The sequence below is a fragment of the Desulfosarcina ovata subsp. ovata genome (assembly GCF_009689005.1).
GTDB lineage: Bacteria > Desulfobacterota > Desulfobacteria > Desulfobacterales > Desulfosarcinaceae > Desulfosarcina > Desulfosarcina ovata.
The window spans coordinates 6,781,064-6,795,604 of sequence record NZ_AP021879.1; the positions used below are offsets into that span (position 1 = coordinate 6,781,064).

The window sequence follows — 14,541 nt, forward strand, 5'->3', positions numbered from 1 at the left end:
CGTTAGTTCCGTTTGAACGGAGACCGCCTCCGGGTTCAGCGGGATCACACGCAAGGAGCCGTCAATGACGCATTTCAGACCCTTGGGAATCGCCAAAGAAATTGTCAATGAAATCGGCCTGGACGTCACCTATGCCTATGATGACCTGGTCTTTGTCGAACACAGTCCGTTCCTGATCAAGTTTGATGATGACAATCCGAATAACCTGAAGCTGTTTTTCAACGTCGATTGTGAGGCCGACGCAGCACAGAAACTGGAAACCCAACTGTGTCAGGTGGCGGAAGATCGGAAATTCACGATTGAACCTTGTGGCCGCTTCGAACTGATCCCGAAGCCGGATACCGAGGAGTTGGATATTCGGTTCATTCCCGCATAAAAACCTAAAAAAAGCGGCGAACCGCAAAAGCTGCGATTCGCCGCCACGCCCCCCCTTCTCGCGTCACTCCGGAAATCAGCAAACGGGGCACTTCAGGTTGGGTCGGTCTACCAGTTGTACAATGAATCCAACTGCTCGTCGGTCACATCGAAAACCACATTGTGGGGCGTCAGCGCCTCGCGCCGGAAATAGCGCGGCAGGCGGTCGTCGGCCGCGGTGAAGCCGGCTCTCTTGTTGAAATCACGCTCCATGGAGAGAATCTTTTTGCCCAGGGCCACCACGTCATCGCCGGTCAGGTTGATGTCGAACATGCCGTTGATGATTTCGACCATGGCATCGAAGGTTTCCTGCTGATCGAGGATCGCGAAGGCGATGAACAGGCAGAATCCGGTGGCGTCCAGGGCCGCCGTGGCGATCTGCAGGTTGCGCGACAGTTCGATCTGCCCGTCGGCAGAAAGGGGATCCACGTCACCGCCGACTTTCAGCAGGTTGGTGGCCACGGCGTAGCCGGCCGTGTGATCGGCACCCATGGTGCTGGTGGCGTAGGTGACGCCGACGCCTTTCACGGCACGGGGGTCATAGGCGGGCATGGCCTGGCCCTTGACCACCGGGGCGCGTTCCATACCGAAGGCTTTGGCCGTGGACGCTGCGCCGCCTCCCAGGATGCGGCCCAGTGGCGTTCCCTGGCCCACCTCCTGGTCGACCAGGCGGATGGCCCCTTCGGCATCGCCAACAGGAATGATGCCGGCTTCCATGGCCACGCCGATGGCGGCGCCCATATCGATGGTGTCCAGGCCGATGTCGTCATCGAGGAAGTCCAGACGGCAGATGGCATCCGGGTCAGTGATGCCGCAGTTGCCTCCGTGGGACCAGACGGTTTCGTACTCCGGCTGTTTGGTGAGGAAGTTGCCGTCCTTGTCCACATAGATGCCCGAGCACTGGATGGCGCAGCCCCGGTGGCAGCCGTGGGTGGGATTGCCACCGCGCCGGATTTGCAGTTCGGCAAAGGTCTCGCCGCTGATTAGGGACGCCTTGTCATACTGGCCCTGGCTGAAGTTGAACGCCGGATAGGCCCCGGCCTCGTTGACCACGTTGGTCAGCACGTTGGTGCCGTAGGTGGGCAGCCCCTCGCCGGTGACCGGATGCTGGCGCAGGCCCTGGGTGAACTGTTTGTTGGCCGCCTTAAACCGTTCCGGGTCCTTGGGCTTGCGCATTTTCATACCGGTATCGTCAATGACGATGACCTTGACGCCTTTGGCGCCCATGACCGCTCCGACGCCGCCCCGGCCGGCGTGCCGGGCAGGGCGGAATTCGCGGTCGGTAACTGCCACCGAGGCTGCGGCCATGCGCATCTCTCCGGCCGGACCAATGCTGATCATGGCCACTTTGTCGCTGTACTCGGCCTTGATCTTCTCGGCCAGGTCATAGTTGCGCAGCCCCTGGTAGGGGGTGGCATCGCTGATCTCCACGCCCTGGGCGTTGATCACGATTTTATACATTGCGCCTGCAGCGGGCGCGCCTTCGAGAATGATGGCCGCATAACCCAGCCGGGCCAGCACCTGGCCGGCCTGGCCACCGGCATTGGCCTCTTTGATGCCGCCGGTCAGCGGACTTTTGCAGCCCACGGAAATACGGCCCGATGTGGACGCCGGCGATCCGGTGACCATGCCCGGGGCGATAACGAATTTGTTCTCCGGCCCCAGGGGGTGGCAGTCGGCCGGGACCTCTTCATAAACCACCATGGAGGTCATGCCTCGCCCCCCCATTCCGGTATAGGGCCCCAAGGGACCTATGATTGCCTTGGGTCCCCCGGGGGCGCCCATGTCGATTCGCAGAATTTTGTCCATCAGCATCTCCTATTAAGAGGGGTTGGCCGGCCCACCCCGGGTAAGGCGGACCGGCCAACCACAAGCCGAAAATACGGCAGGAACCCGATTAGAGTGCATTTTTGTAAATGTCGATCACGTCCTCCAGGGTCGGACAGCGCGGGTTGGTCAGCCCGCAGGCATCCTTCTGGGCGTTTTCGGCCATGATCGGAAGATCGTCCTTGCTGACGCCGAGTTCTTTCAGCCCCGATGGAATACCAATATCAGCAGAAAGCGTGCCAATTGCCTCCAGGGCCATTTCCGCTGCCGCCCGTGTGGAGAGACCTTCGATGTTTTCGCCCATGGCAACGGCGATGTCGGCAAAGCGATCCATTTTGGCGATCAGGTTGAACCGGCTGACATGGGGCAGCAGGATGGCGTTGCAGACACCATGGGGCAGATCGTAGAACCCGCCCAACTGGTGGGCCATGGCGTGCACGTGGCCAAGGCTGGCGTTGTTGAAGGCCATGCCGGCCAGGTACTGGGCATAGCACATCTTATCTCTGGCTTCCATGTCGTTGCCATTGGCAACGGCGGCACGCAGATAGCTGGCGACCAGTTCGATGGCCTTGAGGGCGCAGGCATCGGTGACGGGCGTCGCCAGGGTGGAAACATAGGCCTCCACGGCGTGGGTCAGGGCGTCCATGCCGGTGGCGGCGGTCAGCGCCGGCGGCATGCCCACCATGAGCAGCGGATCGTCGATGGCGACGTTGGGGGTTACCCGCCAGTCCACGATGGCCATTTTGACCTTGCGGCTGGTGTCGGTGATGATGCAGAAACGGGTCATTTCGCTGGCCGTACCCGCAGTGGTGTTGACGGCAATGAACGGCGGCATGGCCTTGGATGATTTGTCCACGCCTTCGTAGTCACGGATATTGCCGCCATTGGTGGCGATGATGCCGATGCCCTTGCCGCAGTCGTGGGCGCTGCCGCCGCCCAGGGAGATGATCAGGTCGCAGCCCTCGGAGGTGTACACATCATAGCCTTCATGCACGTTGTTGTCCGTGGGGTTAGGATGGGTGCCGTCGAAAATCACCGGATCCACTCCGCACTCGGTTTTGATCACCTCGGCGATCTGATCGGCGATGCCGGCACCGGTGATGCCCTTGTCCGTACAGATGAACGGCTTGGTTCCGCCGAGCACCTTGATTTGATTGCCGATCTCTTTGTAGGCGCCGATACCCATCAGTGTAACGGTGGGAATGAAAAATCCGAATACCTGTTCCTGTACTGCCATGTTGTGCCTCCTCGGGTGAAAAGTTGATTGGACTGTCAAGGTTTCGCTTCCCTTATGGCAAGGACCGGACCAGATTGGTTGCTGTGGTACAACAGAAAGGCATGATACTGGTCAAGGTCTTGAAAATTAAATTTTATTCAGCGAATAAGAATTCGTTTTTTTATCGGGCCTCCACCGTTTCCATATTTCCCCTTGCAATTGGCGTCTGTTCCGGGGCAGTTTGACACATTGTGAGAAAGTGATTTGGGTCGAAATGACACGTCGTTTTCCTGCAATGGGCGGGCTTGCCTGAAGACATTACTGGTGGGCGGTGGCATACCCTTCGCAAGTTCATCCGTGATCAATGCAAAAATGGTTGCATTTCAGACGGGTTCGCAAAAAAATAGATTTCATACAATCATCACGGCAAAAGAAGGGGGGCCCATGGACGTGCGTAAATTTTCCATTCCTGAGATTCTGTTCGGTCAGGGAAGTCTGCAATACGCGGCGCTGTGTGCCTATCGAATGGGAGGCGAAAGGGTCTTTCTGGTGAGCGATACCGGGCTCGAGAAGGCCGGGTGGGTCGATCGGGTTTTTTCCATCCTGCGCAAGGAGGGGCTGACCTGGACCTATTTTAACGAAATCAACTCCAATCCCCGTGATTATCAGGTCAGCGAGGGCGCCAAACGCTATCTTGTGGAGGGGTGCGATGTGGTCATGGCCATCGGCGGGGGAAGCCCCATGGACGCGGCCAAGGGGATCGCCACGGTGGCCAGCAACGGGGGCGAGGTCAACGACTACGAAGGCGCCAACCGGATCGAGCGGCCGCTGCCACCCATGGTCTTCATGCCCTCGACGGCCGGCAGCGGTGCCGACATTTCCCAGTTTGCCATCATCACCGATACCCGCCGCAAGGTAAAGATGTCCATCATCAGCCGTACCCTGGTACCCAATATATCCATCACCGATCCATTGTTGTTGACCACCAAACCCACTGAACTGGTCATCTCATCGGCGATCGACGCCCTGTCCCACGCCATCGAAGCCTACGTTTCCACCATTGCCTCGACGCTCACCGAAATCCAGTCCTTGAAGGCCATCGACCTGATTCTTAACTATTTGCCCATCGCCATCCAGGACCGGTCGATGGACTCCATGGAGAAGCTTTCCAGCGCGGGCACCTTTGCCGGCATGGCTTTCAGCAACGCCAGCCTGGGGCTCGACCATGCCCTGGCTCACTCCCTGGGCGGCAAGCTGGACGTGGCCCATGGCCTGATCCATCCGGTACTGCTGCCGTCGGTGATGCGTTTCAATCTGCCGAGCTGTGTGGAAAAGATGGCCAATATCGGAGAGATCATCATCGGCCGGCGCCGGTCCGGTGCGGAGGCCACGGCCCAGGAAGGGATCGAGCGGCTGGAAGCCTTTTTCGCCGATTTTAACATCTCGACGCGGCTGCGCGACATCGTCAGCGATTGCGATGTGCTGCCCAAGATCTGCGAGATGGCCCTTCATGATACCTGCCTGGTGACCAATCCCCGGGAGGCCGACGTCGACGCGATGCTCGATATCTGCAAGGCGTGCTGGTAATGGGCGAAAAACCGAAAATTGAAGACCTGATCGGCCTCGGTCACAGCAAGCTGGGGTTTTACAAAGAGGTCCAGGAGAAGATTGCCGAGCTGCGCAAGTCCAACCGGGCGCTCGAACATCAGCGCCAGCACGTTCAGGCGATCCTCGACGGCATCACCGACATTGTGGCCGTCATCTCGCCCGACTATCGCATTGCATCGGTCAATCACAGCTTTTTCGAGATCTATTCCCAGGACTCGCCCGAGGGGGGACGCTGTTACGACGTTTTCCGCGGTCGCGGCAAGCCCTGCCATGCGTGTGTGCTGCGCGATGCCCTGGAGCGAAATTGTGTCTGCCGCCAGGATGCCATGATCGCCGTGGGCGACCACTACCGGCATTTCTCCATCACTGCGGCGCCGCTCCGCGACAGCCGGGGCCTGCCCACCGATATCCTGGTGGTCAAACGGGACGTCACCCTGGAGAAGGAGTTTCAGGCCAAGTACTACCATGCCGAGAAAATGGCGACCATCGGCCTTCTCGCCGCCGGGGTGGCCCACGAGATCAACAACCCGCTCACCTCCATCCGCGGTTTTGCCGAAGGGCTTCAACGGCGCATGGCGACCCTGGCGGATGCGGTGTCCGACGATGCCCTGAAAAGCGATTTCGCCGAGTATCTGGAGATCATTCTCAAGGAGTGCCGGCGATGCAGCGGCATCGTGCGCAGCCTGCTCACCTTCAGTCCCCGCCGCAGCCCTGAGTTTTCGCGCATCGGGCTGAACGAACTGGTCCGCAACGTGCTGCGCATTCTGCATCACAAGCTCAAGCAATACCCCGACCGGTTGATCCAACGGCAACTCGATGAGGCCTTGCCCACGATCCAGGCCAATGCGGCCGAGCTGGAGCAGGTGATCCTGAACCTGATTCTCAACGCCATCGATGCCGTTGAGGCGGAGCGCGGGGCCATCGTGATCCGTACCCGCGTGGCCGACGAGCGGCGGGTACTCCTTGAAATCGAAGACAATGGCTGCGGGATTGCGCCCGAGGATCAGCAGAAATTGTTCGAACCGTTTTTTACGACCAAACCGGTGGGCAAGGGCATCGGCATCGGCCTTTCCACCTGCTACCATATCATTCAGTCCCATGGGGGTGAGATTCAGGTGGCCAGCACGCCTGGCCAGGGCGCCTGTTTTTCGGTGGTACTGCCGGTAACTTTACGATCGGGGGAATCATGAGATCCGAAGGCGAGACAATGCATGTGCTGGTGGTGGACGACGAGCCGTCGATCCGGCGCCTGATCGAAAAGGAGCTGGGCGGCCCGCGGCGGCGGATCACCGCGGTGGGCTCGGCCAAGGAGGCTCAGCAGATCTTCAGCCAGGAGACCTTCGATCTGGTCCTTCTGGACATGCGCCTGCCGGATGGCAATGGCTTGGAGCTTCTGGCCCAGTTTCAGGATCTGGCTCCGGAGGTTCAGGTGATCATTCTCACCGGCTACGGCGAAGTCGAGAATGCGGTACAGGCTATGAAGCTGGGGGCCTATGATTATATCGGCAAACCCTATGCCCTGGAGCGGCTGGACATGGTGATGGAAAAAGCCTTTCAGAGGACCTGCCTGCAGCGCGAAAACCGGATGCTCCGGCATGCCCGCTCGGCCCAGGTCACCCCCAATCTGGTGGGCCACTCCAGCCTTCTGGAGAATATCCGTTTTCTGATTCGCAAGGTGGCCCCGGCCCAGGTCCCGGTGCTCATCACCGGCGAAAGCGGTACGGGCAAGAATGTGGTGGCCCGGCAGATTCACGAGCTGAGCGATCGCCGTGACCAGCCGCTGATTACCAAGAACTGCGGCACCTTCCAGAAGGACCTGTTGCGCAGCGAGTTGTTCGGCTACCGCAAAGGGGCCTTTACCGGCGCCAACGAATCCTATGAGGGGCTGCTTTCCATCGCCCATCGGGGAACCATGTTTCTCGACGAGATCGGCGAACTCTCCTTGGAGGTGCAGAGCGCCCTGTTGCGTGTGCTCGAAAACAAGACCTTCCGGCGGCTGGGCGAAAAAGAGGAGAAACGGCTGGACGTGCGCTTCATCTGTGCCACCAACCGCAACCTGCAGGCCGAGGTGGAGGCCGGTCGTTTCAGCGAGGCCATGTACCACCGGCTCAACGTTTTCAATATTTCCATGCCGCCCCTGCGCAACCGCAAGGATGACATCCCGGCGCTCATCGAGCACTTTCTCGGTCGGCTGCGGCCGGGCGAACGCATGGCCCGCATTACCGATCGTGCCCTGCAGTGCCTGATGGCTTACGACTGGCCGGGCAATATCCGTGAACTGCAGAACGTGCTCGAACGCGGGCTGATCCTGGCGGAGGACGACCTGATCACCACCCGGTCGCTGCCCCAGGAACTGACCGGCCAGGCGGTTGTCGAGACAACGGTCGACCGGCCCTTCCTGCCGCTCAAAGCGGTCGAACGGCAGCATATCCTGGCCGTTTTACAATACGTCGACGGAAGCCGGACCCGCGCGGCGGAGATTCTCGGCATCGGCCGCAAAACCCTCTATCGCAAACTCCAGCAGCTTTCCCTCCCCTGATTTTGCCCGATTATCGAGAACATTCTTTTCCCTGTCAGAACAAGCTTGACATTTGTGGTCCGAGTCGGGAATTATGGCTGGGTTATAGCTTCCCGGTAACTTGTTGTCCCGTTACCAGAGGGCTCGCCATTGTGGCCCTAACTAAAACACAATCAAAAGGACGATGGGGGATGTATGGCACAGACAATCGTTGACCGCAGGGACGTAGATTTTGTTCTACATGAACAACTGGGTGTGGATACGCTGAGCAAGCACGAAAAGTTTGCCGATTTCAACCGCAAGACCATCGACCTGATTGTATCCGAGGCCCGCAATTTTGCTATCAAGGAGATGGCGCCGGCTTCAAAAATCGGTGATGAGGAGGGCTGCCGTTTTGAAAACGGCAAGGTCAGCGTTCCCGGTGCCTTCCAGCGGGTTTGGGAGCTTTTTGCTGAAGGCGAATGGATCGCGCCTACCGACGACCCTGAATCCGGCGGGCAGGGAATGCCGCATACGGTGGCCCTGGCGGCGCGGAACTATTTTCACGGGGCTAATTTCCCCTTCATGATGATCGTCCTGCTGTCCCACGGCGCCGGCAAGCTGGTCGAAAAGTTCGGCACCGACCTGCAGAAAAAACTGTTTCTGAAAAAGATGTACGGCGGCGAGTGGGGCGGGAGCATGATGCTCACCGAAGCCGAGGCGGGGTCGGATGTGGGCGCGCTGACCACCACGGCGGTGAAAAACGAGGACGGCACCTACTCCATCAGCGGCAGCAAGCTTTTTATCACCGCTGGTGATCAGGACCTGACCGATAACATCATCCATCCGGTGCTGGCGCGCATTGAAGGCGCACCGGCCGGAACCGCCGGCATTTCCCTCTTTCTGGCGCCCAAAATCTGGGTCAACGACGACGGCAGCCTGGGCGAGCCCAACGATATCGTCTGCACCGGCATCGAAGAGAAGATGGGGATTCATGGCAGCCCTACTTGCTCCATGACCCTGGGTGGCAAGGGGCAGTGCCGCGGGATGCTGCTCGGCGAGGCCAACAAGGGCATGCGGGCCATGTTCGTGATGATGAACGAGGCCCGGCTGGATGTGGGCATGCAGGGTGTCGCCTGTGCATCGGCCTCCTACCTCAACGCCCTGAATTACGCCCGTGAACGGGTCCAGGGCCGCTCGCTGGATGCCAAGAGCAAGGATGCCCCCGGCGTGCCCATCATCAACCACCCGGATGTGCGTCGTATGCTGATGAACATGAAGGTTTACAGCGAGGCCGGCCGCAGCCTGCTGTTTTTCATCGGCCATTGCGAGGATCTGTGCCGCGTCAGTGACGATCCCGAGGAACAAGCCCGTTTGCAGCAGCTGATCGGTGTGCTGATTCCCATCGCCAAAGGGTACATCACCGACCGCGCCTTTGATGTATGCAGCCTGGGTGTCCAGGTTTACGGCGGGTACGGTTACACCCGTGAGTATCCCCAGGAGCAGTACCTGCGTGATCTCAAGATCACCCATATCTACGAAGGCAGCAACGGCATCCAATCCATGGACCTGGTGGGTCGCAAGCTGGCCATGGACAAGGGCGCGGGTTATGATCATATGCTTGACCAGATCCGGAAGACGGTTGCCGATGCCAAGGCCATATCGGCCCTGGCCCCCCTGGCCGACGACCTGGCCGCCACGCTGGAAAAACTGAAAGCGACCGCCGATTCTATCCGCAGCCTGGCCATGTCGGAAAAGATGCTCGACGCCTATTGCCATTCCTACGCCTTCATGAACGCCACCGGCGATGCGGTGATGGCCTGGATGCTGCTGTGGCGGGCGGCCGTGGCCGCCCAGAAGCTGGAAAAGGGTGGCAAGAAGAAAGACAAGGCGTTCTACGAGGGCCAGATTGCCGGCGCCCGTTTTTTCATCCGTACCTTACTGCCCAAGGCTCATGGGGAGATGGCGGCCATCCAGAAGGCCGACGGCGTTGCCATGGAAATCGCCGACGAGGCGTTCGGCGGCAAGTAGGTCCCTTTTTGGTCTGATGATATGTACCGGATTTTTTCCCGGCTGGCTCCCATGCTTGTGGATGGGCGCCAGCCGGGTGTTCCGGGCGACTTCCCAATGCCTATCCTTCCTGTTTTCAAGGCGCCATCTCCCTGTCTGAAAAGACCGGCAAGAAGTTTGTCCATCCCGTCAGCGGCCATTTTCTCGCCGGGGCAAGGCAAGACAAGGTGACGATCTGGGTAGAGTATGCCCCCCGGGAAGATGGTTTCGACATCTACAACGCCTACCAGTACCGCCTCGAAATCTTCGCCTGGGACCTGAAGACCGGCAACACCCGTGGCGATTGAGAGGTTTGTTACAAAGCCTTGCTTGTACCTTCAACCCCAACGGTGAGAAATGTCAAATACTCCTGATCATATCAAACCCGAAGACCTTGTCTGGAAATGCTTCCGTTGTGACAAGCCGCTGGTCGTGGACGCGATCCTGGCGGTGTACCTGGGGAACAATATCACCACCCAACTGCCCCAATGCCCGTCTTGTCACAATGTCCTCGTCTCCGAGGAACTGGCCGTCGGCAAGATCGCCGAAGTGGAAAAACTGCTCGAAAACAAGTAACCTCGAATGTCGATCGCCGCCTATCTCTCCCCAGAAATGCAGCGCGCCGCCGGTGGTACCCTGCGGCCGGGCGGGTTGGCCCTCACCGACCGGGCGATGGCCGTTTGCCGGTTTGCTCCGGGGTCGCATCTCCTGGACCTCGGTTGCGGGCCGGGCGCAACGCTCCGCCATCTGAGCGAGGTGCATGCCATGCGCACCTGGGGGATTGACCGCTCGTTTCAAATGCTTGCCGATGCAGCCCGCCGCGACCCGCATGCCGGTCGGCTCGTGCAGGCCAGCGGCATGGGCATCCCCTTTGCCGACCGGTGCTTGGACGGCGTTTTTTGCGAGTGCGTGCTCTCCCTGATGCCCGATCCGCTTGAGGTGCTGGGAGAGTGCCATCGCATCCTGCGCCCGGCGGGGCGCCTGGTGGTCAGCGATCTCTACCTTCGCCGGCCTGAGCCCCAGGGAATCCCGATGGCGATTCCGGGAAGCAGTTGCCTGGCCGGGGCACGGGATAAAACCGCGTTGCTCCGGATGGCCCGGGACGCCGGGTTCACGATCCGGCTCTGGGAAGACCACACCCCTTACCTGACCCAACTGGCGGTCAACATGGTTTTCTCGCAAGGCTCCATGGACTGGTTCTGGAACTTCATGGGCGATGGCCCTGAAATCAGAAAAGCGGCCTGTCGCTCCAAACCGGGCTATTTTCTCATGGTCGTGATCAAAGGAAGTAATACCGATGGATGACACGTTGATGCAAATGCTGCGTTATGCTGCCAAGGGATATGCCTGCAGCCAGATCATGGCCCTCTTGACCCTGGACCGGTGCAAGGCCTCGAATCCGGGTTTCGTGCGCGCTATGGCTGGGTTGGCCTACGGTTGCGGCAACGGCGCGGCCACCTGCGGCCTTTTGACCGGTGCCTGCTGCGTGATCGGCTATTTCGCCGGCAAGGGCACCGATGATGAGGCGGGCAGCGAAGAGCTGATGCTGATGCTTGAAACGATGAACGACTGGTTCCAGGGGCAGATCGGCGAGCGACATGGCGGGATCACCTGCCAGGCCATTGTCGGCGAGGCCGGGCCGGAGGCATCGCGGAGCATCTGCGGCGGCATTCTCGCCGAAACCTATGCCCAAACCGTGAAAATTCTTACCGACCATGACATCCATCCCCAATAGGCCGAGCGATCCGTCCGATCACCTGGTGGGGCATACTTTGAGCCTCTGCCCGGTGTGCCTGGCGCGCATCGACGCGGTGCGGCGGGAAATCGATGGCGTGGTGTGGCTGCAGAAGCATTGTCCCGAGCATGGGGATTTCTCGACGCCCGTTTGGCGCGGCCGTCCGTCCTGGGGTGAATGGCAGCGTCCCAAACAGCCGGCAACGCCCGTCGCGGATCGACCGCTTCCGGACAAAGGGTGTCCCTTCGATTGCGGTTTGTGCCGCAACCACCGCCAACGATCATGCACCGTTATCATTGACGTTACCCAGCGCTGCAATCTGGTCTGCCCGGTCTGTTTTGCCCGATCCAACCCCGCCGGGCCGGACGATCCGGGCCTGGATGAACTGGAGCGGCGCTTTGCATCGGTTGCCCAAATCAGTCCGGGGAGTAACATTCAACTCTCGGGCGGCGAACCCACCCTGCGCGACGACCTGCCCCATATCGTCGCCATGGGCAGGCGGGCCGGGTTCGGCTTCATTCAGCTCAACACCAACGGCATTCGCCTGGCCCGGGACGAGGTGTTCCTGAAGCGCCTGGCCGATGCCGGCCTGGACTCGGTCTTTCTTCAATTTGACGGCACCCGGGATGCGATCTATCGACAATTGCGCGGTCGGGCGCTTCTGGACGAAAAACTGGCCACGATCGATGCATGCGCGGCCCTGAACCTGGGGGTGGTGCTGGTGGCGACCGTGGTTCCCGGAATCAATGACGGCGATCTTGGCGCCATCCTGAAACTGGGCGTCGAGAAAACCCCGGCTGTGCGTGGTGTGCACTTTCAGCCGATCAGTTACTTCGGACGCTTTCCCGAACCGCCGGAGCTGAAAGACCGCATCACCCTGCCCGAGTTGATGCGTGCCATCGAGATTCAGACCGATGGCGCCTTCCCGGTCAAACAATTCAGCCCGCCCGGGTGTGAAAACGCCATGTGCTCGTTTTCCTCCAAGTTCATGGTTCAGCCCGATCTTTCGGTACGCCCGCTGCTGCCAGTCTGGCAGGGCTGCTGCGGAACGCCGGAGACCTTCGAGGAGGGTGCCCGCAGGAGTATTTCCCAGACCGCCCGGCAATGGTCCGGCGTTCCCCGGGACCATCTGGCCATGGAATCAGAAGCCGATTCTGTCCCGGCGGTGGCCACGCCCGTGGGAAAAGATAATGTTATGGACCTGGATCAATTCCTCCGCCAGGTGCGCACCCGAACGCTGGCGGTCTCCGCCATGGCCTTTCAGGACGCCTGGACGCTGGATTTGGAGCGGGTGCAGGAGTGCTGCATCCATGTCGCCGACGAAAAGGGTCGCTTGATTCCATTCTGTCTGTATAATTTAACCAGTATTTCAGGAAAGGGGCTTTACCGACCATGACGGCCATCATTCCCACCCGGTTGGAAAACTGGCTTCGCAACCGTCTTGCACCGCAGCCGTTATCGCTCGACACCCTGGCGGCATTCCAACTGGCAGAGCTCAACCAGACATTGGCACATGTGCGCGAAAACAGCCCCTTTTACCGGGAGCGGTTCAAGAATCTTCCGAACCGCCCGTTGACCGATCTGGCCCAATTGGCCGATTTTCCGATGATGACGGCCGACGACCTGCGCCGGCACCACCTGGACATGCTCTGTGTGTCCCACGGCCAGGTGAGCCGGGTGGTCACCATGCAGACCTCCGGCACCACGGCCGCGCCCAAACGGCTCTACTTTTCCGAGGCCGATCTGGAACGCAACATCGATTTTTTCCACCATGGACTGACCTGCATGACCGATCCCGGGCAAACCCTTTTGATCATGCTTCCCGGCCATTCGCCGGACAGCGCTGCCGATCAATTGCAACGGGCCGCCGCGCGCGTTCCCCTGGAGGCGCACATCCACTGGCCGGTTTTGGATCTGGAGCGACTGATCGAGGAGATCGAGGAAAAACGGATCGACTGCCTGGCTGGAGCGCCATCTCAGATCTTCGCCCTTTGCCGCCATGCCGAGGATGCCGGACGACTGCCTCCCAATTCCATTAAAAGTGTGCTGCTGACCACCGATTATGTCCCCCGGGCCGCTGCGGATGGTATCCGCCGAAGCTGGGGGTGCCGGGTGTTCGAGCATTACGGCATGTCGGAAATGGGCTTGGGCGGTGCGATGGCCTGTGACGCCCACCAAGGCTATCACCTGCGGGAAGCGGACCTGCTGGTGGAGGTTGTCGATCCCGATGATGGAACCCCCTTGCCGCCAGGTGTCGAGGGGGAGGTGGTCTTTACCACGCTGGCCCGGCAGGCCATGCCCCTGATCCGTTACCGCACCGGCGACCGGGCCGCCTGGCTGGAAGGCCCTTGCGCCTGCGGCAGTATCCTGCGCCGCTTGGGCCGGGTACGCGGTCGCATCGCCGATCTCGCTTCGGAGCGGACGCGTCTGTCCATGCCGCAGTTGGACGAGGCGATTCTTTCTCTGCCGGGGGTTTACTCGTTTCAGGCGGTTCTTGAAAAAACCGGGGAAAACACGGTACTATCGTTGAATCTTTACTGCAGGGAGCAGCATTCGGCGACTTTGAAAGACGGTGTGCACGCGGCGGTGGCCCGTTTATTGGAAAGCGGTACTGGCGGGGGGCCTGCCATCCGCATCCACACCCACCCACCGGATGTTTTGCGCTGGGACAGTACCGGCATGATCAAACGCACCATCGGGTAGCGGGATTTAGAGGGGCTTTTCAAACAAGACGGCCTTTGGATGATCAAGGGCCCAACGATCAGGAGGCACCGGCATGATCACGATTCTTTTTAGTGTCAGAGTGGTAGACGGCAAGGTTGAGGCGTTTCGCGAATTTGCCGAGCAGGCCACGCCATTGTCACGCGCGGACGATGGTTGTCTCGGGTATGTATTCCATCAGCAAAAGGACGATCCGAGAAACTTCGTCCTTCGTGAACAGTGGCGAGACAAGGAAGCCTTGGCCGAACATATCAAGCACCTGATTGCGGTATTTGGTCCCCCGAAACCAGGTGAGCAGCTCCCCGCTTCGATGACGGCGCTCTGCGAGTCATTCGACCTGAAGTTCTACAACGTGATTGGCGACTGACGATCCATCCTGGAGCCACGAAACGGCCCGGGCGCGGCAAGATAAATGAAAAAACGCAGGGTAACCGCATTTAGAGCCCGGATTAGAAAAATCTGGTCGCAGGTATG

13 protein-coding genes are annotated in these 14,541 nt (G+C 59.9%); 11 read left to right on the top strand and 2 right to left on the bottom strand.

Features of this window, described 5'->3' with window-relative positions:
- Nucleotides 1–64: 64 nt before the first annotated feature.
- Nucleotides 65–376, top strand: a complete 312-nt coding sequence (locus GN112_RS29760; protein ID WP_155313473.1) for a hypothetical protein — start codon at nt 65–67, stop codon at nt 374–376.
- Between the two features lie 107 nt (nt 377–483).
- Here GN112_RS29760 and GN112_RS29765 read toward each other — a convergent pair whose 3' ends face one another.
- Together GN112_RS29765 and GN112_RS29770 are read right to left on the bottom strand one after the other, a co-directional pair.
- A complete protein-coding gene (locus GN112_RS29765) occupies nt 484–2,223 on the bottom strand; it encodes an aldehyde ferredoxin oxidoreductase family protein (protein WP_155313474.1) in 1,740 nt (579 codons plus the stop codon).
- 88 nt (nt 2,224–2,311) lie between these two features.
- Entirely contained in the window at nt 2,312–3,478 is a 1,167-nt protein-coding gene (locus GN112_RS29770; protein WP_155313475.1) for an iron-containing alcohol dehydrogenase, read from the bottom strand.
- A gap of 423 nt (nt 3,479–3,901) precedes the next feature.
- Here GN112_RS29770 and GN112_RS29775 point away from each other — a divergent pair, with 423 nt between their 5' ends.
- The 10 genes from GN112_RS29775 (at nt 3,902) to GN112_RS29820 (ending at nt 14,434) form a co-directional block, all read left to right on the top strand.
- Complete coding sequence (locus GN112_RS29775) at nt 3,902–5,044, top strand: iron-containing alcohol dehydrogenase (protein ID WP_155313476.1); 1,143 nt, start codon at nt 3,902–3,904, stop codon at nt 5,042–5,044.
- Nucleotides 5,044–6,255: a two-component system sensor histidine kinase NtrB gene (locus GN112_RS29780; RefSeq protein ID WP_155313477.1), complete on the top strand. Its 1,212-nt coding sequence runs from the start codon at nt 5,044–5,046 to the stop codon at nt 6,253–6,255. Before GN112_RS29775 ends, GN112_RS29780 begins: the two co-directional genes overlap by 1 nt.
- Entirely contained in the window at nt 6,252–7,604 is a 1,353-nt protein-coding gene (locus GN112_RS29785) for a sigma-54-dependent transcriptional regulator (RefSeq protein ID WP_155313478.1), read from the top strand. Before GN112_RS29780 ends, GN112_RS29785 begins: the two co-directional genes overlap by 4 nt.
- Before the next feature lie 174 nt (nt 7,605–7,778).
- Entirely contained in the window at nt 7,779–9,593 is a 1,815-nt protein-coding gene (locus GN112_RS29790) for an acyl-CoA dehydrogenase (protein WP_155313479.1), read from the top strand.
- A 375-nt stretch (nt 9,594–9,968) separates the two neighbouring features.
- The gene (locus GN112_RS29795; protein ID WP_155313480.1) at nt 9,969–10,187 is read left to right on the top strand and encodes a DVU_1557 family redox protein; all 219 of its coding nucleotides are present in this window, start codon (nt 9,969–9,971) and stop codon (nt 10,185–10,187) included.
- 6 nt (nt 10,188–10,193) lie between these two features.
- Complete coding sequence (trsM, locus tag GN112_RS29800) at nt 10,194–10,916, top strand: DVU_1556 family methyltransferase (RefSeq protein ID WP_155313481.1); 723 nt, start codon at nt 10,194–10,196, stop codon at nt 10,914–10,916.
- Nucleotides 10,909–11,346, top strand: a complete 438-nt coding sequence (locus GN112_RS29805; protein ID WP_155313482.1) for a DVU_1555 family C-GCAxxG-C-C protein — start codon at nt 10,909–10,911, stop codon at nt 11,344–11,346. Before trsM ends, GN112_RS29805 begins: the two co-directional genes overlap by 8 nt.
- A complete protein-coding gene (trsS, locus tag GN112_RS29810) occupies nt 11,327–12,742 on the top strand; it encodes a radical SAM (seleno)protein TrsS (RefSeq protein WP_155313483.1) in 1,416 nt (471 codons plus the stop codon). The genes GN112_RS29805 and trsS overlap by 20 nt, the downstream gene beginning before the upstream one ends.
- Nucleotides 12,739–14,049 carry a DVU_1553 family AMP-dependent CoA ligase gene (locus GN112_RS29815; RefSeq protein WP_155313484.1) on the top strand — a complete coding sequence of 437 codons (1,311 nt, stop codon included), beginning with the start codon at nt 12,739–12,741 and terminating at the stop codon, nt 14,047–14,049. Before trsS ends, GN112_RS29815 begins: the two co-directional genes overlap by 4 nt.
- A 73-nt stretch (nt 14,050–14,122) precedes the next feature.
- Nucleotides 14,123–14,434, top strand: a complete 312-nt coding sequence (locus GN112_RS29820) for a putative quinol monooxygenase (protein WP_155313485.1) — start codon at nt 14,123–14,125, stop codon at nt 14,432–14,434.
- Nucleotides 14,435–14,541: the final 107 nt, after the last annotated feature.